Source organism: Actinomadura sp. 9N407, assembly GCF_044326315.1.
Taxonomy (GTDB): domain Bacteria; phylum Actinomycetota; class Actinomycetes; order Streptosporangiales; family Streptosporangiaceae; genus Spirillospora.
This window is the reverse complement of sequence record NZ_JBIRAW010000033.1, coordinates 1-20,517: the sequence shown is the minus strand read 5'-3', so window position 1 is coordinate 20,517 and position 20,517 is coordinate 1. Positions and strand designations below refer to the sequence as shown.

Below are 20,517 nucleotides of genomic sequence, written 5' to 3'. Positions count from 1 at the left end.
AATCACTACGAGAAGAAGGCCACTCCTTATTCCTTATGTCCGATATGTTGGATAGCGTCACTCTCCTCCCTTTTGTACGAAAGCGCGCACGAATTCCTCTGCATTCTCTTCGAGAACTTCGTCAATTTCGTCGAGAATTGCGTCGACATCGTCGCCGAGCTTTTCCTGGCGCTCCTGCACGTCCTCGGTCGGCGCGTCCTGGGTCTCCTCGACCTCTTCGGTGCGCCGCGGGGCCTGCTTCTGACCGCCCGAGTTGTCCTTCGTGGCCATCCGTACCTCCCGTTTCGCCGGTCCCCCAACCCTATCTCCGATCACCGACGCCGAGCGGATTTCGATGCTTCGACGGCGCGGGGGCCTGCTGGGGTTATCGCCGTTCCGGGAACCAGTGAAACGGGCAAAGCGGTCACGAATGTGCGGCGTGTCAGCCCTGACCGGTGAGGGTGGCGACCAGTTCGGCCGCCGTACGGCAGCGGTCCAGCAGACCGCCCACGTGCTCCTTGGTGCCGCGCAGGGGCTCCAGGGTGGGGACGCGCTGCAGGGACTCGCGGCCGGGGACGTCGAAGATGACCGAGTCCCAGGAGGCCGCGGCCACCGAGTCGGCGTACTGCCGCAGGCAGCGGCCCCGGAAGTAGGCCCTGGTGTCCTCAGGGGGCTCCTCGATGGCGGCCTGGACCTGGGCCTCGGTGGCGATGCGGTCGACCCTCTCGCGGTTCACCAGGCGGTTGTAGAGGCCCTTGTCGGGCCGGATGTCGGTGTACTGGAGGTCGACGAGCTGCAGGCGCGGGTGCGACCATTCCAGGCCGTCGCGTTCGCGGTAGCTCTCCAGGAGCGAGAGTTTGGCGACCCAGTCGAGTTCGCGGGACAGCTGCATCGGGTCGTCGCCGAGGCGGTGCAGGACCGATTCCCAGCGGTCCAGGACGTCCTTGGTCATCTCGTCGACGTCGGCGCCGAAGCGGTCCTCGACGTATTTGCGGGACTGCTCGAGGTATTCCATCTGCAGCTGGACGGCCGTCATCTTGCGGCCGTCGCGCAGGGTGAGCAGGTGCTTGCAGGACGGGTCGTGCGAGACCGCGCGCAGTGCCGCGACGGGCATGTCGACCGACAGGTCGACGGTGAGGAAGCCGTCCTCGATCATCGCCAGGACCAGGGCGGTGGTGCCGAGCTTGAGGTAGGTGGAGACCTCGCTCATGTTGGCGTCGCCGATGATGACGTGCAGCCGGCGGTACTTCTCGGGGTCGGCGTGGGGTTCGTCGCGGGTGTTGATGATGGGGCGCTTGAGGGTGGTCTCGAGGCCGACCTCGACTTCGAAGAAGTCGGCGCGCTGGCTGATCTGGAAGCCGTCGCCGCGGCCGTCGACGCCGATGCCGACCCGTCCGGCGCCGGTGACGACCTGGCGGGAGACGAAGAAGGGGGTGAGGTGGCGGACGATGTCGGCGAAGGGCGTCTCGCGCTTCATGAGGTAGTTCTCATGGCAGCCGTAGGAGGCGCCCTTGTTGTCGGTGTTGTTCTTGTAGAGCTGGATGGGGTGGGTGCCGGGGACCATGGCGGCGCGCCGCATGGCGTCGGCCATGACGCGTTCGCCGGCCTTGTCCCAGATGACGGCGTCGCGGGGGTTGGTGCATTCGGGCGCGGAGTATTCGGGGTGGGCGTGGTCGACGTACAGGCGTGCGCCGTTGGTGAGGATGACGTTGGCGAGGCCCAGGTCCTCGTCGGTGAGCTGGCTGGGATCGGCGACTTCGCGTGCCAGGTCGAAGCCGCGGGCGTCCCGGAGTGGGTTCTCCTCCTCGAAGTCCCAGCGGGCGCGTCTGGCCCGTGCCGCCGATGCCGCGAGGTAGGCGTTGACGACCTGTGAGGAGGTCACCATCGCGTTGGCCCCTGGCTGCCCGGGTACGGAGATGCCGTACTCGGTCTCGATGCCCATCACCCGCCGAACACTCATATCGACGAGCCTATCGGGGGCGAGGGGGTGGAGCCATGGGGCTCCTGGTCGTGGGGCGCGGGTGTTTCGGCGCGGGGTTGCGTTTCGTCGGTGGGCGGTGTGTTCCGGGGCGTGTCGCGGGCGGTGCGGTGGCGGGGGGTTTCGTCGCGGTGGCGGCGCGTGTCGGTGGGCCGCAGGCGGTCGAACGAGTCGCGCAGGCGTGGTTTGAGCCAGCGGGCGAGTGGTTTTTCGATGAGGCGGTGGATGAGGTAGGCGGTGATGAGGACGATGGCGGCGATCGCCGCGGTGGCGGGCCAGTACGGGAGGGCGGGGTGCAGGAGGCGTGCCAGGGGTGGGGCGAGTTCGTAGTGGATGAGGTAGGTGGGGTAGGTGAGGAGGCCGAGGGTGGCGAATCCGCGCCAGTTGAGGCGGTGGAGTTTGCCGGTGGCGACGAGGGCCATGGTCGCGTAGATGAGGGTGATGAGGATGGGGATCGCGGGCCAGGCGTTGGAGGGGGCGATGTTGTAGGGCTCGCTGGTGCCGATGGGGAGGGCGTAGCGGATGGATACGGCCCAGGAGAAGGCGGCGAAGCCCCAGAGCAGCAGTGAGGGGCCGAAGCGGTGGATGAGGTAGAAGGCCATCCCGGCGATGAAGTAGGGCGCGTATTCGGGGATGAGGAGCGCTTGGAGGGCCTGGACACCGGTCTCCTCGGCGAAGACGGCCAGGACGGTCCAGGTGGCCATGAAGGTGATGCAGCGCTGGTAGGTGACGCCGGTGAGGACGAGGAGGGAGATGAGGGCGTAGAAGTGCATCTCGGTCCAGAGGGTCCAGAAGACTCCGCTGGCGTTCTGTACGCCCATTCCCTGCTGGAACATCGTGAGGTTGGGGATGATGTTCTCGGGTTTTCCGCGTCCTTCGCCGGTGGTGAGGTAGAGGGCGGCGATGAGGAGGACGGCGAACCAGTAGGCGGGGTAGAGGCGGGTGATGCGGGAGATGGTGAAGTCGGCCATGGTGCGGCCCCATGCGCTCATCAGGATGACGAAGCCGCTGATGAGGAAGAACAGTTCGACGCCGAGGTAGCCGAACTGGGTGAGGAGGGTGGGGGTGCCGAGGAGTTCGCGGGCGTTGTCCTGTTGCCAGGGGCCGCCGATGGTGCCCGTGTAGTGGTAGAGCAGGACGGCGATGGCGGCGAGGAAGCGCAGGAGGTCGAGCTCCCGGAGCCTTGCCGCCGGGGTTTGGCGGGTGGGGTGGTTCTGGGAAGACATCGAGGTCGAGCCTAGGGGGACGGTCCGGATGGTCGTGCCGGGGCCGTGGAACACGGCACGGCGGCCACCTGTGCGGGGTGGCCGCCGTGCCGTCGGTCGGTCGTCGTGCGGTTGTCTGCTCGTGCAGTGTCGTCTGCTCGTGCTCTGTTGTGTGTTCGTGCTCGTGTGTTCCCCGCGGTACTGGGTCGTCCGCGGGTGGTGCTGGTTCTCGGGTACCGGTTCTAGAGGTACTGGCCGGTGTTGGCGACGGTGTCGATGGAGCGGCCGGCTTCGGTGCCCTGCTTGCCGGAGACGAGCGTGCGGATGTAGACGATCCGTTCGCCCTTCTTGCCGGAGATCCGGGCCCAGTCGTCGGGGTTGGTGGTGTTGGGGAGGTCTTCGTTCTCGCTGAACTCGTCGACGCAGGCGGCGAGGAGATGGGTGACGCGCAGGCCCTTTTGGCCGGTGTCGAGGAACTGCTTGATCGCCATCTTCTTGGCCCGGTCGACGATGTTCTGGATCATCGCTCCGGAGTTGAAGTCCTTGAAGTAGAGGACTTCCTTGTCGCCGTTGGCGTAGGTGACCTCCAGGAAGCGGTTCTCCTCGGTCTCGGTGTACATGCGTTCGACGACGCGCTGGATCATGGCGTCGACGGTGGCGATGTCGTTGCCCCCGTGTTCCTTGACGTCGTCGGGGTGCAGGGGGAGCCCGGTGAGGATGTACTTGGAGAAGATGTCCTTGGCGGCTTCGGCGTCGGGGCGTTCGATCTTGATTTTGACGTCGAGCCGGCCGGGGCGCAGGATCGCGGGGTCGATCATGTCCTCGCGGTTGGAGGCGCCGATGACGATGACGTTCTCCAGTCCTTCGACGCCGTCGATCTCGCTGAGCAGCTGCGGGACGATGGTGTTCTCGACGTCGGAGGAGACTCCGGATCCGCGGGTGCGGAAGATGGAGTCCATCTCGTCGAAGAAGACGATCACGGGGGTGCCCGCGGAGGCCTTCTCCCTGGCGCGCTGGAAGACCAGGCGGATGTGGCGCTCGGTCTCGCCGACGTACTTGTTGAGCAGTTCGGGGCCCTTGATGTTGAGGAAGAAGCTCTTGCCTTCTTGGCCGGTCTTCTCGGCGACCTGTTTGGCCAGCGAGTTGGCGACGGCCTTGGCGATGAGGGTCTTCCCGCAGCCGGGGGGGCCGTAGAGCAGGACGCCCTTGGGCGGGCGCAGCTGGTGCTCGCGGAACAGGTCCGCGTGCAGGTAGGGCAGTTCGATCGCGTCCCGGATCATTTCGATCTGTGAGCCGAGGCCGCCGATCTCGCTGTAGGAGATGTCGGGGACCTCTTCGAGGACCAGTTCCTCGACCTCGGCCTTGTGGATCTTCTCGTAGGCGTATCCGGAGCGGGATTCGAGCATGAGGGAGTCGCCGGCCCGCAGCGGTACCCCGCGCAGCGGTTCGGCGAGCATGATGACGCGCTCTTCGTCGGCGTGCGCGATCACCAGTGCGCGTTCGCCGTCGGCGAAGACCTCCTTGAGCATGACGACTTCGCCCTGCTCTTCGAATTCGAGGGCTTCGACGACGTTGAGCGCCTCGTTCAGCATGACCTCCTGGCCACGCTGTAGTTCTTCGGCGTCCACCGCCGGACTGACGTTCACCCGCAGCTTGCGTCCGCCGGTGAAGATGTCCACGGTGCCGTCGTCGCGGGCCTCCAGGAACACTCCGTAGCCGGACGGCGGCTGTGCCAGCCGGTCGACCTCCTCCTTGAGCGCCACGATCTGTTCGCGGGCTTCTTTGAGTGTCCCCACAAGGCGCTCGTTCTGGCCTGTCACGGCAGCCAGATTGGCCTGTGCCTCATGGAGACGTTCCTCCAGAACACGTACTTGGCGCGGGGTTTCCGCGAGTTTGCGGCGCAGCACGGAGATCTCCTCCTCCAGGAAGGAGATCTGCGTTTGGAGGTCTCTGACCTCCTTGTCGTGCTGCGCCCTGCGCGCCCCTGCATCGTCACGAGCGGCCACGCCCCGTCACCTCCTCACGAAGAGCCGACGACCTACAGAGACCCTACCTATCTGGAGGGCTTCCGTAACCTGCCCTTTCGGTGCTCGTGTCGTGGGCGCCGGGTCTCGGCGGGTCGGAGCGGGGGCGGTGGGGGCGGTACGGAATGTCCGTAGCGGGCGGGAGGGGCGCCGAAACGGCGGATTCCGTTGTGTGCGGGGGTGGGTTCGGCGCTTTCCGTGCCTGGTGGCCGGAGGTGTGGGGGGCGTGGCGCGGGGGTGTGAATTCCGTGTTGCTTCGTGGGCGGTGGTGTCCGCGGCGGGTGGGGCGGGGCTGCGGCGACGGCGGGTGTGGTCTAGGGCGTGTTTCAAAGTCCCGGCCCACGGTGCTCGCCTGGCGGCTCGCACCGTGACCGGTTCTTGGGCGAGCGCGGCATCGCTTCGCGATCTGGCCGGTGAGGCTCGCCTCCGGCATCGCCCCACCGGCCAGGTAACGCGCTCGCGCGGTGGCCGAGCCACTATGAGACAGGCCCTAGGGCTCGCGGGTTTCGGCGGTCGTGTCGCCGGGCGTGGCGGGCTCGGCGGGGGGCGTGGCGGGGGCGGTCGGCTGGGCGCCCTTGGCGGGGCGGCGGCGCCGGGCGGGCGGGGTGACGCCGTCGGCGAGGCGGCGGGCGGTGACCAGGAAGCCGGTGTGGCCGATCATGCGGTGGTCGGGCCGTACGGCGAGGCCTTCGACGTGCCAGGAGCGCAGCATGGTCTCGAAGGCGTAGGGCTCGGCGAAGGCGCCGTGGCCGCGCAGTTCTTCGACGATGCGTGACATCTGGGTGGTGGTGGCGACGTAGGCGCAGGCCATGCCGCCGGGGATGAGGGCCTTGGCGATGGCGTCGACGCATTCCCAGGGGGCGAGCATGTCGAGGACGACGCGGTCGATCTCGGTTTCGGCGAGGGCGTCCTCGAGGGAGCCGACGGTGATGCGCCAGGAGGGGTGGGGGCCGCCGAAGAACTTCTCCACGTTGGTGCGGGCGACGTCGGCGAAGTCGGGGCGGCGTTCGTAGGAGGAGACGATGCCGTGTTCGCCGACGGCGCGCAGCAGGGAGCAGGTGAGGGCGCCGGAGCCGGCGCCGGCCTCGACGACGCGGGCGCCGGGGAAGATGTCGGCCATGGCGACGATCTGGGCGGCGTCCTTGGGGTAGACGACGGCGGCGCCGCGGGGCATCCGGACGGTGAAGTCGGCCAGCAGGGGGCGGAAGGCGAGGTATTCGACGCCGCCGCTGGAGCGGAAGACGGTGCCTTCGGGGCTGCCGATGATGTCGTCGTGCGGGATGGCGCCCTTGTGGGAGTGGTAGTCCTTGCCGGGCTGGAGGGTGATGGTGTTGATCCGGCCCTTGGGATCGGTGAGCTGAACCTGGTCGCCGGCGCGGAACGGCCCGTGCGGGATGCGGCCTGTGGTGGGGGCCGTGGGGCCGGGGGCGGGGGTCGGCGGAGTGGTTTGGCTCATGGGTGTCAAGGCTAGCCGCCTGCGGGTACCGCTCCGGCAGGGCGGAGGCGGGCGGGGAGCGGGGCCGGGGCTGGTCAGATGCCGGTGAAGATGCGGTCGACGTCGCCGGCGGTGAGGACTCCGTAGACGCGTCCGTCGGGTTCCAGGAGGAGGTATTCGGAGGCGGGGGCGCGCCGCAGGGCGGTGAGCAGTTCTTCGCCGGCGAGGTCGGCGGGGAGGGTGAGGCCGTCGTCGATGCCGCGGGACAGTTCGCCGACCTGGATCCAGGGGCGGCGCTTGTCGGGGGTGGCGGTGACGGCCTTCTCGCTGACCAGGCCGCGGGGGCGGCCGTCGTGGTCGACGATGACGAGTGCGCCGGAGTGCTGGTCGTGGGCGCGGCGGATGGCTTCGGCGAGGGGGACGTCGGCGGTGACGAGGGTGGCGCGGCGGGCGAGGCCGCGGGCGTGGAGGGCGGGGATGCGGTCGCGGACCTTCTCGGCGCGCAGGGCCTGGGTGGCGCCGACCCAGATGAAGGAGGCGACGAGCGCGGACCACAGGAGGGCGAGCCAGCCGAAGCCGGGGCTGTCGCCGGTGCCGGGGTAGCTGGCCATGAAGGCGCCGGCGGCCAGGCAGAGGATGGCCAGGCCGCGGCCGATCCAGCCGGCGACGATGGCGCCGCTGCGGCTGCGGCCGGTGATCTTCCAGACGGTGGCGCGGACGAGGCGGCCGCCGTCCAGCGGGAGTCCGGGCAGGAGGTTGAACACGCCGACGAGGAGGTTCGCGAAGGTGAGGGCGTCGACGAGGAGGAGGGCGACGGGTGGGAGCGGGAGCAGCAGGTGGGCGAGGAGGCCGAGGGCGGCCAGGACGAGGTTGACGACGGGGCCGGCGAAGGCGATGAGGAATTCGCGGCCGGGTGTGGGGGCCTCCTTCTCGATGGAGGTCTCGCCGCCGAGGATGTGCAGGACGACGGAGCGGACGGGGAGTCCGAGGGCGCGGGCGGTGACGGCGTGGCTGAGTTCGTGGACGAACACCGAGGCGTAGAGCAGGACGGCGTAGGCGAAGGCGACGGCGAAGCTGGCGGGTCGGGCGACGATGCCGTCGACCTGTCCTTCGAACATCACGGTGATGACGATCGCGACGAGGAACCAGCTGGGTGAGACGTAGACGGGGACGCCGAAGGGCCGTCCGATGAAGAGGCCGGGGTCGCGGGCCGGGGCGGCGCCTCCGGGGCCCCCGCCGCGGGTCTTGTCCTGGGTGGGGGGTTCGGTCGGAGGTGCGCTGTCTGCCACGCGGTCGATGCTACGGCCCCGGCGGGGATGTTCGGTGATCAGGCGGCCGGGGGGCGTGGTTTCGTCGGGGGCGTCCTTTAGTCTGCTGGCCATGACGACCACCGAGGCGGGCCATGGGGCGGGCGAGCGGACGGGACCGGGTCCGGTGGTGATCGGTTCGCTGTCGCCGTCGCGGGCGGGGGATTTCATGACGTGTCCGCTGCTGTACCGGTTCCGGGTGATCGATCGGATTCCGGAGCGGCCGAGTGCGGCGGCGGTGCGGGGGACGCTGGTGCACGCGGTGCTGGAGCGTCTGTACGATCTGCCGGCCGAGCGGCGGGTGGCGCCGGAGGCGCTGGAGTTGCTGGGGCCGCAGTGGGAGCGGCTGCTGGCGGCGGAGCCGGAGTTGTCGACGCTGTTCGATGAGGGCGCGGCGGGCGAGGCGGAGCGGGCGGCGTGGCTGGATCAGGCCCGGACGATGGTGGAGCGGTATTTCACGTTGGAGGATCCGCGGCGGCTGGAGCCGGCCGAGCGGGAGTTGTTCGTGGAGACGGTGCTGGAGTCGGGGTTGAAGCTGCGCGGTTATATCGACCGGGTGGATGTGGCGCCGTCGGGTGATGTGCGGATCGTCGACTATAAGACGGGGTCGGCGCCGCGGGCGGATTTCGAGGCGCGGGCGCTGTTCCAGATGAAGTTCTATGCGCTGGTGCTGTGGCGGCGGCAGGGCCGGGTTCCGCGGTTGCTGCAGTTGATGTATCTGGGTAACGGCGAGGTGCTGCGGTACGAGCCGGACGAGGCGGATCTGCTGGCGACCGAGCGCAAGGTGGAGGCGTTGTGGGCGGCGATCCGGCGGGCGATGGAGACGGGTGAGTGGCGGCATCGGACGAGCCGGCTGTGCGACTGGTGTGATCATCAGTCGCGGTGTCCGGCGTACGGGGGGACGCCGCCGCCGTTGCCGCGGGTTCCGGTGGATCGGCCCTCCCCCGCGGATCTGGAGCCGGCGGGGCGCGAGCGGGACGATCTTTGAGGTCGGTGGCGGGGTCGTGGCCTGCGGTGCCGTGCCGGTGCCCTGGCGGGTTAGGGCGGGTGCGGGGGCGTCATCCTTGCGGAGGATCGCGGTTCGGCGTTCAGGAGGGCTCACGACCTGGCATGACCTCCTAGGGTGAGTCTTGTGTCACCCCGCATCCGAGGTCTGCGTACCTGCCGTGCCTGGCTCCAGGCGCGTCCGCAGGCGTCCGATGCTGCGCTGGCGCTGGCGTTGCTGCTGGTGGGGTTGCCGCAGCTGTATCTGGAGGATCTGCCGCGGGGGCTGAACGGGCACTACGCCGATACCGATCCGTGGCATCTGCTGCTGGTGGTGGCGACGACGATGGCGCTGGCGTTCCGGCGGACGCGGCCGCTGGCGGCGCTGCTGGTGATCGCGGCGGGCGAGTTGGTGATCACGGGGGCGGGGTATCCGCCGACGGTTCCCGATCTGGTGGCGTTCCTGGTGGCGATCTACAGTGTGGCCGCGCATCGGGGGCTGGCGGTCGGCGCGGTGGGCGGGCTGGTGGCGCTGACGGTGCTGAACGCGGTGCTGCTGGCGTTTCCGGCCGACATCGGGTTGATCAATTACATGACCAACAACGCGCTGGTGGTGGGGGTGTGGGTGCTGGGCCGCAATCTGCGGCTGCGGCGGGCCTATTTCACCGAGCTGGAGGATCGCGCGGCGCGGCTGGAGCGGGCGCGGGGCACCGATGCGCGGGCGGCGCGGGTGGAGGAGCGGTCGCGGATCGCGCGGGAGCTGCATGATGTGGTGGCGCATCACGTGAGCGTGATGACGGTGCAGGCGGGCGCGGCGCGGCGGATCATGGATCGGCATCCGGCGGGGGCGCGGGAGGCGATGACCACGATCGAGGAGGTCGGCCGTACGGCGCTGAGCGAGATGCGGCGGATCGTGGGGGTGCTGCGTACGGAGCGGGACGCCGAGACGGCGGGGGCGGAGCTGGCGCCGCAGCCGGGGCTGGGTGATCTGGGCGAGTTGCTGGACCATGTCCGGGAGACGGGTCTGTCGGTGCAGTTGTGGATCGAGGGTGAGGCGCGGACGCCGTCGCCGGGGGTGGACGTGGCGGCCTTCCGGCTCATCCAGGAGGCGCTGACCAATACGCTCAAGCATGCCGGTCCGCAGGCGCGTGCCTGGGTCCGGCTCCATTACACCGACGGGGATCTGACCGTGGAGATCGAGGACGACGGGCGTGGCACCGCGACGATCATCGCCGACAACGGCGACAATCCGGGTCATGGCCTGGTCGGCATGTACGAGCGGGTCGCGCTGTACGGCGGCGAGTTGCGGATCGGCCCGCGGGTCGGCGGGGGTTTCGGTGTCCGCGCCAGGTTCCCCCTTGAGGCTTAGTGAAGAGGCGAAGTGATGAGCGCGAGCGGCCGGGCGGCAGCTGGACTGAGGAGCGCAGGGAGCCTGCGACCGGAGCGACGAGGCCGAGGGGGTCGGCGGGGTCGGTGGGCCGGGACCGGCACGCCGGCGCCTCAGGCGGCCGCGAGCCGCCGAGCGGGGGCGGGGCGATGAACACCGTACGGGTGTTGCTGGTCGATGATCAGCCGCTGTTGCGGACGGGGTTCCGGCTCATCCTGGAGGCCGAGCCGGATATCGCGGTGGTGGGTGAGGCGGGGGACGGCGCGGTCGCGGTGGAGGCGACGCGGTCGATGATGCCGGATGTGGTGCTGATGGACATCCGGATGCCGGGGATGGACGGGATCGAGGCGACGCGGCGGATCGTGCGGGACGGTGCGGCGTCGCATGATCCGCGGGTGCTGATCCTGACGACGTTCGATCTGGACGAGTATGTGATCGAGGCGGTGCGTGCGGGGGCGAGTGGTTTCCTTCTGAAGGATTCGCCGCCGGAGGATCTGGTGACGGCGATCCGGATCGTGGCGCAGGGGGACGCGATCGTGGCGCCGAGTGTGACGCGGCGGCTGCTGGACAAGTTCGCGACGCGGTTGCCGGCGGTGCGGGACGCGACGCCGCCGCCGGGGTTGAGCACGCTGACGGAGCGGGAGCGGCAGGTGCTGGGGCATGTGGCGCGGGGGCAGTCGAACGCGGAGATCGCCAGGGAGCTGGTGGTGAGCGAGACGACGGTGAAGACGCATGTGGGGAACGTGCTGGCCAAGCTGGGGCTGCGTGATCGGGTGCAGGCGGTGGTCTACGCCTACGAGACGGGGTTGAGCCGGCCGGGCGGGCAGGGCTGACCCGCGGGGTTACCGGGGTTCGGTCTGGTCCCCTTGGGGGTCCCCTTAGGGGTGGTGCCCTCCTCAGGGATGACGGTCGGCGGGGGTTCTCCTGCGAGCGGCGGAGCGTGAAGTCCCTTCCCGGGGATCATCCGCCGGGGGCGCGGGGCTTCTAGAGTTCTGTGTGCGAGGGCGGCCGGGCGGAGGCGTTCGGGCGCGTCATCGGGCCTCGCCGGTGACGGATACATCGTGAAGGCCCCGGCCGTGCCGGGGCCTTCGGTGCACGACGGGCACGTACGGCATGCGGGATGACGGCATGCGGGACATCGACGAGACAACGCTGACATGGGAGTTTCACTGTGACGAACACCGCCCCTTCGACCGCCGGCGCTCACTCCGCGCCGGGGGCGGGCGATTTCGCGGCTCGGGCCGATCGGGTCGCCAAGGTCTACGGTTCGGGGGACGCGCAGGTGGTGGCCCTGGACGGGGTGAGCCTGGACGTGCCGCGCGGCCGGTACATGGCGATCATGGGGCCGTCGGGGTCGGGGAAGTCGACGCTGATGCACTGCATGGCGGGGCTGGACTCGGTGGATTCGGGGGAGGTCCACATCGGCGGTACGAAGGTGACGGGGCTGAAGGACAAGCAGCTGACCCGGCTGCGGCGCGATCATGTCGGGTTCATCTTCCAGGCGTTCAACCTGGTGCCGACGCTGACGGCGCTGGAGAACATCACGCTGCCGATGGACATCGCGGGCCGCAAGCCGGATCGGGAGTGGCTGGACCATGTGGTCGACACGGTGGGGCTGCGGCCGCGGCTGAAGCACCGGCCGAGCGAGCTGTCGGGCGGGCAGCAGCAGCGGGTGGCGTGCGCGCGGGCGCTGGCGTCCCGCCCGGAGATCATCTTCGCGGACGAGCCGACGGGGAACCTGGACTCGCGGTCGGGTGCGGAGGTGCTGGGGTTCCTGCGCGATTCGGTGCGGGAGATGGGGCAGACGATCGTGATGGTCACCCATGACCCGTCGGCGGCGGCGTACGCCGACGAGGTGGTGTTCCTGACCGATGGGCGGATCGTGGACAGCATGACGGGGCCGACGGCCGAGCGGGTGCTGGAGCGGATGAAGGGCTTCGATCTGCCGGGGGTCGGCGCCCGATGATGGGGAAGGTCACGCTCCGCAATCTGGCGGCGCACAAGATCCGCCTGGTGCTGACCGCGGTGGCGGTGATCCTGGGGGTGGCGTTCGTGGCGGGCACCCTGATCTTCACCGACACGATGAACCGGCAGTTCGACGATCTGTTCAACGGGATCGGCAAGGGCGTCGCCGTCGATGTGCGGGCCAAGCAGGTGGTGGACGATCCGGCCGACACGGGCCAGTCGGCGCAGCCGGTGCCGGCGTCGGTGCTGGAGACGCTGCGCGGGGTCGAGGGGGTCAAGGACCCGGTCGGCAACGTCACCGGGTACGCGGCGGTCGTCGGTAAGGACGGCAAGATCGTCGGTACGGGGCAGCAGGGCCCGCCGCAGATGGGCGTGAACTGGACGGCGTCGGGCGACTTCACGATGGTGACGGGGAAGGCGCCGGCGAGCGGGGCGGAGGTGGCGCTGGACTCCTCGACGGCCGAGAAGGGCGGGCTGAAGGTCGGCGACACCGTCCAGGTGCTGACGCAGGGCCCGCCGCAGCGGATGCGGATCTCGGGGGTGTTCGACGGCGGCGACATGATGGGCGCGTCCATCACGGCGTTCGACACCGCGACGGCGCAGCGGCTGATGCTGAAGCCGGGGTTCTTCACCGACATCCAGATGGGGTCCAGCGGGCCGGCGGAGGCCGAGCTGCGCGCCGCGGTGGCGAAGGTGCTGCCGGGCGACATGGAGGCGATCACCGGGACGCAGCTGCGCGAGGACGCCAAGAGCGACATCGCGACGTTCCTGGGGTTCTTCCGGACGTTCCTGCTGGTGTTCGCGCTGATCTCGATCTTCGTCGGGGCGTTCATCATCTTCAACACGTTCTCGATGCTGGTCGCGCAGCGCACCCGTGAGCTGGCGCTGCTGCGCGCGATCGGCGCGGCGCGGTCGCAGGTGACGCGGGCGGTGATCGGCGAGGCGGTGGCGGTCGGCGTGGTCGGCTCGACGCTGGGGCTGGCCGCCGGCGCGGGGCTGGCGGCGCTGCTGCAGGCGCAGGTGATGGGCGATGCCGGCGGCGGGCTGGTGCTGACGGCCACGCCGGTCATCTGGTCGTACGTGGTCGGGATCGTCGTCACGGTCGTGTCGGCGTACTTCCCGGCGCGGCGGGCCGCGAAGATCCCGCCGGTGGCGGCGATGCGCGACGATGTCGCGCTGCCGCAGCGGTCGATGCGGATCCGGCTGGCGCTGGGCACGCTGCTGACGCTGATCGGCGCGGCCCTGATCGGGCTGGGGCTGGCCGGTGGCGGCGGCAATCCGGCGATCCCGGTCGGGGTGGGCGCGTTCGCGGTGTTCATCGGTGTGACGCTGCTGGCGCCGGTGATCAGCATTCCGGTGATCCGGGTGCTGGGGGCGCCGGCGGCGCGGCGGCTGGGCGCGCCGGGGCGGCTGGCGCGGCAGAACGCGCTGCGCAACCCGCGCCGGACGGCGGCGACGGCGTCCGCGCTGATGATCGGGCTGGCGCTGATCACGACGGTGAACGTGCTGGGCGCGTCGATGCGGTCGTCGGTGGAGGCGCAGGTCGACAACCAGCTCGGGGCCGACTACATCGTGATGCCGACCGGGATGGGCGGGCTCAGTTCGGACGTGGTGGACCGGGTGAAGGCCACGGCCGGGGTGCAGAGCGCGGCGGCGTACTACACCGGCAACGCCAACATCAAGGGCGAGCGGGCCGCGTACGTGGCCGGGGACGCCGCCGCGCTCGCGCAGGGCACCCGGCTGAAGCTGGTGTCGGGCGGGCTGGAGACCGGGCGGGACGGGATGCTCGTCGACGAGGACACCTCCCGCGCCCAGGGCTGGACGGTCGGCGTCGCGGTGCCGGTGCAGTTCACCGACGGGAAGACCGAGAATCTGAAGGTCACCGGGGTGTACGCCAAGAACGACTTCCTCGGTCCCCGGCTGATCAACGAGCAGGCGCATCGGGCGCACGCGGCCCGGACCACGGTCGGTGCGGTCATGATCGACGCCGGCGCCGCGAACGCGTCGACGATGAAGGCGCTCGAGCAGGCGCTGCGTGATCATCCGAACGCGGAGGTGCAGGATCAGGCGGGGGTCAAGGAGCAGGCCCGCCAGCAGGTGGACGGGTTCGTGTCGTTCCTCACCGTGCTGCTGATCATGTCGGTGATCATCGCGGCGGTCGGGGTGGTGAACACGCTGGCGCTGTCGGTGATCGAGCGGACCCGGGAGATCGGGCTGCTGCGGGCGATCGGGATCAGCCGGCGGCAGCTGCGCCGGATGATCCGGCTGGAGTCGATCATGATCGCGGTGTTCGGGGCGGTGCTCGGCATCGGGATCGGGGTGTCGTTCGGTGCGGCGCTCCAGCGGGCGCTGCGCGAGGACGGTCTCAGCGTGCTGAGCATCCCCACCGGCACTCTGGTCATGTATCTGGTGATCGCCGCCGTCATCGGTGTGCTGGCCGCGCTGTGGCCGGCGTGGCGGGCGGGGCGGATGGACGTCCTGAAGGCCATCTCCACCGAGTGACACCGCTGTACCGGGTGGCACCGGTGCGGGTCGGGTGAGGGCGCCTCGTACGGTCCGCGGACCGTGCGGGGCGCCTTCATCGTCGGGCGGGGCGTTCCGCGTCCTGGGGCGGGTGGACGGTGCGGCGCACGCGGGCGAGGCCGCCGCGCAGGCACAGCGCGGTGGCCAGGGTCGCGGTCCCGGCCAGGGCGATGGCCTGGCCGATGTCCAGGACCTCCGCCAGGCCGCCGAACAGGACCGGCCCGGCGCCCTGCAGGGTCATCACGCCGGTCGACAGGAGCCCGAACGCCTGCCCTCGCGCCGCCGGGGGCACCGCGTCCGCGAAGGGGCGCTGCAGGCCCAGTTCGTAGGCGAATCCGGCGCCGGTGACGGCCAGCAGGCCCGCGGTGACCGGCAGCGGGAGCGTGGCCACCAGCGGCAGCAGCGGCAGGCCGAACAGCGCCATCAGGGGAACGACGAGCCGCTCGCGGGTGGCCGGGCGCAGCATCCGGCCGCCGACCGCGTTGCCGGCGATCATCCCCACCGGCAGCGCCGCCAGCAGTAGCGCGCCCGCTCCCTCCGGGTGGCCGCGGGCCTGCGCGTACGGGATGAGCAGGCTTTCGGCGCCCGCGACGAACGCCACCGGGAGCCACTGCGCGAGCAGCATGACGCGTACCGCCGGGTCTGCCCACAGCCGCCGGTTGACCGCCCGGCTCTCCCCCAGGACCGACCGCCGCGCGCCCGTCTTCGCGGCGGCGGGCGGCGGGTCGTCCAGCAGCAGCCGGACCAGGACGGCCGCGGCCGCGTACGCTCCGGCGGTGGCCAGCAGCGCGTGCCGCTCCCCCACCGCGGCCACCGCGATCCCGCCGGACGCCAGCCCCAGCAGCTGCGCCGCCGACGCCGCGATCATCATCAGCGAGCGCCCCAGCACGAAGCCGTCCCCGGGCAGCACCTCGGCGGCCAGCCGGTTCACCGCGCCCGACACCACCGGCGTCACGCACGCGATCGCGGCGACCAGCGCCAGGCACGCCGCGATCGGCAGGTCCAGCAGCGCCAGCGCGGCCGCGACGGCCGCCTCCGCCGCGTACACGGTGGTGATCAGCGGCCGGGGCCGCAGCCGGTCGGCCAGCGCACCCAGCAGCGCGCCGCCCGCCACCTGCGGCAGGAACCCGATGCCGAACGCGATCGCGGCCAGCAGCGGCGAGCCCGTCCGGCCGTACACCAGCACCGACAGCGCCACCATCCGCAGCGTGTCGGCCGCGATGACCAGCGACCGGGTCCCGAACAGCACCCGGAAGCGGGGCTCGGCCAGGATCCGCCGGTACGTGACGCGCGGGGAGTTCGCGATCATGCCGGCCACGCTGCCCGGCCGGGCTCGGCGGCACCAGCTTTACGTTCCTGGACGTAAGGTCGCGTAGGGTCCGGTCGTGATCCGTTTCGAGATGCGGACCGAGGACCTGCTGCACAGCCGGTTCGCGCTGTCGCCGCTGTTCGAGCTCGACTGCCTGCTGCGGGCCCTCAGCGGGCTGCCCGGGAGGCGGCCGCCGGCGGCGTGGGCCGCGCGCCTGGATCCGGTGTACGGGCGGCTGCTGGCCGAGACACCGCTGAAGGCCGTCCTGGCTCTCCAGTCCCCCGTCTACGGCGCGGGGTTCACCGCCCCGCCGCCGCGGCGGGGCCTGGCGCAGACGATCGAGGACGATCTGGAACAGGTCCGGGCCACGCCGCTCGAGCTGGCCCGCCGCGAGATCGCCGAATCACTGCGGCACCGCCGCGACGTCCCCGAGTCCACGGCCGCGCTGCTGCGCGACCCGGGCGTCGTCGGGCTGGTCGCCGCGACGCTGGAGACCGCCTGGCGTGAGCTGCTGGCGCCCGGCTGGCCGCAGCTGCGCGCCATCTGCGAGCGCGACGTCGTACACCGGGCGGGACGGCTCGGCCAGGGCGGCTGGGAGGCCGCGCTCGCCGACCTGAACGCCCGGGTCCGGTGGCGCGACCGGGGCGTGGAGATCCTGCGCACCCACGGCCGCGAGACCGTCGCGGTCGGCGGCCGCGGGCTGCTGCTGATCCCCTCGGTGTTCCTGTGGCCGCGCGTGGCCGCGCACACCGAGGACCCCTGGCCGTACACGCTGATCTATCCCGCGCGGGGCGTCGCCGCCCTGTGGGAGGACACCGCCCGCCCCGAGCCGGGCGCCCTGGCCGGCCTGCTGGGGCGGACCCGCGCCCGCGTGCTGCTGGCGCTGGAGGACCCGGCCGGGACCACGCAGCTGGCCCGCGCGCTGGGCATCGCACCCGGCGCCGCCGGCGATCACCTCACCGTGCTGCGGCGTGCCGGGCTGCTGGAACGGGCCCGTTCCGGGCGCCGCGTGCTGTACCGGCGCACCCCGCTCGGGGACGCGCTGGCCCGCGGCGCCCAGGACGAATGACCCGGTCGGCCGTCAGTCGTCGTCGTCGGCCTTGCCCTTGACCTTGTCGAGCAGCACACCGGACTCGGGCGGCTGGCCCTTGAGCGCGGCGGTCTGCGCGGCCACCAGGTCGGTGGCGCTGACCGTGGTGTTCTCGGGGAAGTGGCAGGCCGCCTCGTGCCCGGGGCTGAGCTCCACCAGCGGGGGCTCCTTCTCCTTGCAGATGTCCTGCGCCTTCCAGCAGCGGGTGTGGAAGCGGCACGCCGGCGGCGGGTCCAGCGGGCTGGGTACGTCGCCCTGCAGCCGGATCCGCTGCCGGTTCTCGCGCTCGGCGGGGTCGGGGATCGGCACCGCCGACAGCAGCGCGTTGGTGTAGGGGTGCATCGGCCGCTCGTACAGGTCGTTGCGGTCCGCCACCTCGACGATCTTGCCGAGGTACATGACCGCGACCCGGTCGGCGATGTGCCGCACCACCGACAGGTCGTGCGCGATCACCACGTAGGTGAGGTCGAGCTCGTCCTGCAGGTCCTCCAGCAGGTTGATCACCTGGGCCTGGACCGACACGTCCAGCGCCGAGACCGGCTCGTCGGCCACGATCAGCTTGGGCCGCAGCGCCAGCGTGCGGGCGATCCCGATGCGCTGCCGCTGGCCGCCGGAGAACTCGTGCGGGTAGCGGTTGTAGTGCTCGGGGTTGAGGCCCACCAGCTCCAGCAGGTCCTGGACGGCCTTCTTCGTCGGGACCTTCGTCTGGATCTTCTGCAGCCGGAACGCGGCGCCGACGATCGCGCCGACCGTCTGCCGCGGGTTCAGCGACGAGTACGGGTCCTGGAAGATCATCTGGATGTCCCGGCGCATCGGGCGCAGCTTGCCCTGGGACATCTTGGTGATGTCCCGGCCCTCGAAGACGATCTGGCCGAAGCTGGGCTCCAGCAGCCGCATCACCATCCGGCCGGTGGTGGTCTTGCCGCAGCCCGACTCCCCCACCACGCCGAGCGTCTCGCCCTTGCGCACCGAGAACGACACCCCGTCCACGGCCTTGACCGCGGCGACCTGGCGGCGCAGCAGCCCGGACTTCACCGGGAAGTGCTTGCCGAGGTTGCGGACCTCCAGCAGCGGCTCCCCGTCGTTCACCGGCCGCCGCGCCGCGGCGACCGCCGCGTCCGTCGCGCCGGACTCGGCCGCGCCGGGCTCGGCGGTGTCCGAGCCGGGACCGTCCTGCGCGGGACGCTTGTCGTCGGTAGTGCTCACGATGTCTCCACTGCTCCCGTCACAGCTTGGGAGCGATCTCGTCGGTCCAGATGCGGCGCCGCTGCTCGACGGCCAGATGGCAGGCCACGCTGTGCCCGGGCGAGGTCTCGCGCAGCTCGGGACGCTCGGTGGTCCCCTTGCCCTGCGTGAGGTCCTCGAACGCGCAGCGCGGGTGGAACGCGCATCCGGTCGGCAGGTTGATCAGGCTCGGCGGGGTGCCCTTGATCGGCATCAGCCGCTCGGACGGCGGCCGGTCCAGCCGCGGCATCGAGCCGAGCAGGCCCCAGGTGTAGGGGTGCTCGGGCCGGTGGAACACATCGTCGACCGGGCCGTACTCCACGCACCGGCCGCCGTACATCACCAGGATGTCGTCCGACAGCTCGGCGACCACCCCGAGATCGTGGGTGATCATGATGATCGCGGAGTTGAACTCCTGCTGCAGGTCCCGCAGCAGGTCCAGGATCTGCGCCTGGACGGTGACGTCCAGCGCGGTGGTGGGCTCGTCGGCGATCAGCAGCTCGGGGTCGCACGACAGCGCCATCGCGATCATGGCGCGCTGCCGCATCCCGCCGGAGAACTGGTGCGGGTAGTCGTCCACCCGCCGGTCCGGCCGGGGGATCCCGACCCGGCCCAGCATGTCGATCGCGTGCTTGCGCGCCACGCCCTTGGAGACGTTGTTGTGGACTCGGTACGCCTCGATGATCTGGTTGCCGACCGTGTAGTGCGGATGCATCGCCGACAGCGGATCCTGGAAGATCATCGCCATCTCGCGGCCGCGCAGCCGGCGCACGTCGTCGGGCGGCGCCGCCACCAGTTCGGTGCCGTCCAGCCAGATCTCGCCCGACACCTCGGCGTTGCGCCGGTTGTGCAGGCCGAGGACGCCCAGGCTGGTCACGCTCTTGCCCGAGCCCGACTCCCCCACGATGCCCAGCGTGCGGCCGCGGTCCAGCTGGAACGTCAGCCCGTCCACCGACTTGACCAGGCCGTCGTCGGTCGGGAAGTGAATACGCAGGTCGCGCACGTCCAGGAAGGACTTCGCCCCGTCCACTGTGCCTCCCGTCTGCTCGTCCATCAGCTGTGCCTCACCCTCGGGTCGACGACGCCGTACAGGATGTCGACGACGAGGTTGGCGATGACGATGAAGACCGCCGCGACCATCACCACGCCGAGCACCACCGGCAGGTCGCTGCCGATCACTCCGTCCAGCGCCAGCCGTCCCAGCCCCTTGAGCGAGAAGGTCTGCTCGGTGAGCACCGCCCCGCCCAGCAGCAGCCCGATGTCCAGGCCGAACAGGGTGAGCAGCGGCGTCAGCGTGGCGCGCAGCGCGTGCTTGGTGATGACCTTGTTCTCTTTGAGCCCCTTGGCCCGCGCGGTACGGATGTAGTCCTCGTTGAGGGTCTCCAGCATGCCCGCCCTGGTCATCCGCGCGTACATCGCCGCGTAGAGGAACGCCAGGGTCACCCAGGGCAATATCAGGTTACTCGCCCACGAGAACGGGTTGTCCAGGAAGCCGACGTAGTTGACCGGTGGCAGCAGCCCCCAGGAGTGCACCACGAACGTCAGCGACAGCAGCCCGGTGAAGAAGATGGGCAGCGACACGCCGGCCAGCGCCACCATCATCGCCGCGCGGTCGAAGAACGAGCCGCGGCGCAGCGCCGACAGCACCCCGATCGAGACACCGATCGCCAGCCACAGCACCGCCGCGCCGACCACGAGTGACATCGTCACCGGGATCCGGTCCACCAGCTGCTCGGTCACGCTGGTGTTGGTACGGAAGGAGTACCCGAAGCACGGCGCGGGACAGTCGATCTTCTCGGTGCCGGTGTCGTAGGTGTCACCGGCGACGATGGCCTTGATGAACTCCGCGTACTGCACGGCGATCGGCTCGTCGAACCCGAACCTCTCCTTGACGGCCTGGATGGTCTCGGGCGTCGGAGCCTTGCCGGAGAACCGGGCGGCGAGATCGTTGCTGGTGGTGCCGGCCAGCCGGGGCAGCAAGAAGAAGATCGAGAAGGTCACCGCGCTGATGACCAGCAACAGCGCGATCGCGCCCACGAACCGGCGAACGATAAATGCGATCACGGTCTGCGGCGGTGGGCGGCCTCCCGGGGCCCGTGCCCCGGGC

At 70.6% G+C, this 20,517-nt stretch carries 16 protein-coding genes; 6 read left to right on the top strand and 10 right to left on the bottom strand.

The features are described from left to right. Positions 1–57 precede the first annotated feature (57 nt). From ACH34Q_RS37070 to ACH34Q_RS37045, 6 genes are all read right to left on the bottom strand, one after another. On the bottom strand, positions 58–270 hold the full coding sequence (locus tag ACH34Q_RS37070) for a ubiquitin-like protein Pup (RefSeq protein ID WP_395987840.1): 213 nt from the start codon (positions 268–270) through the stop codon (positions 58–60). Positions 271–421: 151 nt separating this feature from the next. Further along, positions 422–1,939, bottom strand: a complete 1,518-nt coding sequence (dop, locus tag ACH34Q_RS37065) for a depupylase/deamidase Dop (RefSeq protein ID WP_395987839.1) — start codon at positions 1,937–1,939, stop codon at positions 422–424. After that, positions 1,936–3,183, bottom strand: coding sequence for an acyltransferase family protein (locus tag ACH34Q_RS37060; protein ID WP_395987838.1), 1,248 nt, complete (start codon positions 3,181–3,183; stop codon positions 1,936–1,938). The genes dop and ACH34Q_RS37060 overlap by 4 nt, the downstream gene beginning before the upstream one ends. 221 nt (positions 3,184–3,404) lie before the next feature. Continuing rightward, positions 3,405–5,168 (bottom strand): proteasome ATPase, encoded by a 1,764-nt coding sequence (gene arc, locus ACH34Q_RS37055; RefSeq protein ID WP_395987837.1) that lies wholly within the window; start codon positions 5,166–5,168, stop codon positions 3,405–3,407. A gap of 508 nt (positions 5,169–5,676) precedes the next feature. Continuing rightward, positions 5,677–6,642 (bottom strand): tRNA (adenine-N1)-methyltransferase, encoded by a 966-nt coding sequence (locus ACH34Q_RS37050; protein ID WP_395987836.1) that lies wholly within the window; start codon positions 6,640–6,642, stop codon positions 5,677–5,679. 74 nt (positions 6,643–6,716) lie between these two features. Next, complete coding sequence (locus tag ACH34Q_RS37045) at positions 6,717–7,910, bottom strand: site-2 protease family protein (protein ID WP_395987835.1); 1,194 nt, start codon at positions 7,908–7,910, stop codon at positions 6,717–6,719. A gap of 91 nt (positions 7,911–8,001) precedes the next feature. On the opposite strand from ACH34Q_RS37045, the gene ACH34Q_RS37040 reads away from it, so the two are divergent. The 5 genes from ACH34Q_RS37040 (at position 8,002) to ACH34Q_RS37020 (ending at position 14,766) form a co-directional block, all read left to right on the top strand. Further along, positions 8,002–8,916, top strand: a complete 915-nt coding sequence (locus ACH34Q_RS37040) for a RecB family exonuclease (protein WP_395987834.1) — start codon at positions 8,002–8,004, stop codon at positions 8,914–8,916. Positions 8,917–9,060: 144 nt separating this feature from the next. Continuing rightward, positions 9,061–10,281: a sensor histidine kinase gene (locus ACH34Q_RS37035; RefSeq protein ID WP_395987833.1), complete on the top strand. Its 1,221-nt coding sequence runs from the start codon at positions 9,061–9,063 to the stop codon at positions 10,279–10,281. 167 nt (positions 10,282–10,448) lie between these two features. Next, positions 10,449–11,132, top strand: a complete 684-nt coding sequence (locus tag ACH34Q_RS37030; RefSeq protein WP_395987832.1) for a response regulator — start codon at positions 10,449–10,451, stop codon at positions 11,130–11,132. Between the two features lie 338 nt (positions 11,133–11,470). After that, positions 11,471–12,265, top strand: a complete 795-nt coding sequence (locus ACH34Q_RS37025) for an ABC transporter ATP-binding protein (RefSeq protein ID WP_395987831.1) — start codon at positions 11,471–11,473, stop codon at positions 12,263–12,265. After that, positions 12,262–14,766, top strand: coding sequence for an ABC transporter permease (locus ACH34Q_RS37020; protein ID WP_395987830.1), 2,505 nt, complete (start codon positions 12,262–12,264; stop codon positions 14,764–14,766). The genes ACH34Q_RS37025 and ACH34Q_RS37020 overlap by 4 nt, the downstream gene beginning before the upstream one ends. Positions 14,767–14,842: 76 nt before the next feature. Here ACH34Q_RS37020 and ACH34Q_RS37015 read toward each other — a convergent pair whose 3' ends face one another. Continuing rightward, complete coding sequence (locus tag ACH34Q_RS37015; RefSeq protein ID WP_395987829.1) at positions 14,843–16,096, bottom strand: MFS transporter; 1,254 nt, start codon at positions 16,094–16,096, stop codon at positions 14,843–14,845. A gap of 76 nt (positions 16,097–16,172) precedes the next feature. On the opposite strand from ACH34Q_RS37015, the gene ACH34Q_RS37010 reads away from it, so the two are divergent. Next, positions 16,173–17,165, top strand: coding sequence for a DUF5937 family protein (locus tag ACH34Q_RS37010; RefSeq protein ID WP_395987828.1), 993 nt, complete (start codon positions 16,173–16,175; stop codon positions 17,163–17,165). A gap of 12 nt (positions 17,166–17,177) precedes the next feature. Here ACH34Q_RS37010 and ACH34Q_RS37005 read toward each other — a convergent pair whose 3' ends face one another. The 3 genes from ACH34Q_RS37005 to ACH34Q_RS36995 form a co-directional block, all read right to left on the bottom strand. Continuing rightward, on the bottom strand, positions 17,178–18,275 hold the full coding sequence (locus ACH34Q_RS37005; RefSeq protein ID WP_395987932.1) for an ABC transporter ATP-binding protein: 1,098 nt from the start codon (positions 18,273–18,275) through the stop codon (positions 17,178–17,180). A 136-nt stretch (positions 18,276–18,411) separates the two neighbouring features. Continuing rightward, positions 18,412–19,464, bottom strand: a complete 1,053-nt coding sequence (locus ACH34Q_RS37000) for an ABC transporter ATP-binding protein (RefSeq protein ID WP_395987827.1) — start codon at positions 19,462–19,464, stop codon at positions 18,412–18,414. Continuing rightward, positions 19,464–20,474 (bottom strand): ABC transporter permease, encoded by a 1,011-nt coding sequence (locus ACH34Q_RS36995; RefSeq protein WP_395987931.1) that lies wholly within the window; start codon positions 20,472–20,474, stop codon positions 19,464–19,466. The genes ACH34Q_RS37000 and ACH34Q_RS36995 overlap by 1 nt, the downstream gene beginning before the upstream one ends. Positions 20,475–20,517 lie beyond the last annotated feature (43 nt).

Excerpts from the sequence above, each read along its gene's own strand:
- ACH34Q_RS37060 (WP_395987838.1), bottom strand. The coding sequence starts at position 3,183 with ATGTCTTCCCAGAACCACCCCACCCGCCAAACCCCGGCGGCAAGGCTC.
- dop (WP_395987839.1), bottom strand. The coding sequence starts at position 1,939 with ATGAGTGTTCGGCGGGTGATGGGCATCGAGACCGAGTACGGCATCTCC.
- ACH34Q_RS37020 (WP_395987830.1), top strand. The coding sequence starts at position 12,262 with ATGATGGGGAAGGTCACGCTCCGCAATCTGGCGGCGCACAAGATCCGC.
- ACH34Q_RS37015 (WP_395987829.1), bottom strand. The coding sequence starts at position 16,096 with ATGATCGCGAACTCCCCGCGCGTCACGTACCGGCGGATCCTGGCCGAG.
- ACH34Q_RS37070 (WP_395987840.1), bottom strand. The coding sequence starts at position 270 with ATGGCCACGAAGGACAACTCGGGCGGTCAGAAGCAGGCCCCGCGGCGC.
- ACH34Q_RS37040 (WP_395987834.1), top strand. The coding sequence starts at position 8,002 with ATGACGACCACCGAGGCGGGCCATGGGGCGGGCGAGCGGACGGGACCG.
- ACH34Q_RS37050 (WP_395987836.1), bottom strand. The coding sequence starts at position 6,642 with ATGAGCCAAACCACTCCGCCGACCCCCGCCCCCGGCCCCACGGCCCCC.
- ACH34Q_RS37030 (WP_395987832.1), top strand. The coding sequence starts at position 10,449 with ATGAACACCGTACGGGTGTTGCTGGTCGATGATCAGCCGCTGTTGCGG.
- ACH34Q_RS37000 (WP_395987827.1), bottom strand. The coding sequence starts at position 19,464 with ATGGACGAGCAGACGGGAGGCACAGTGGACGGGGCGAAGTCCTTCCTG.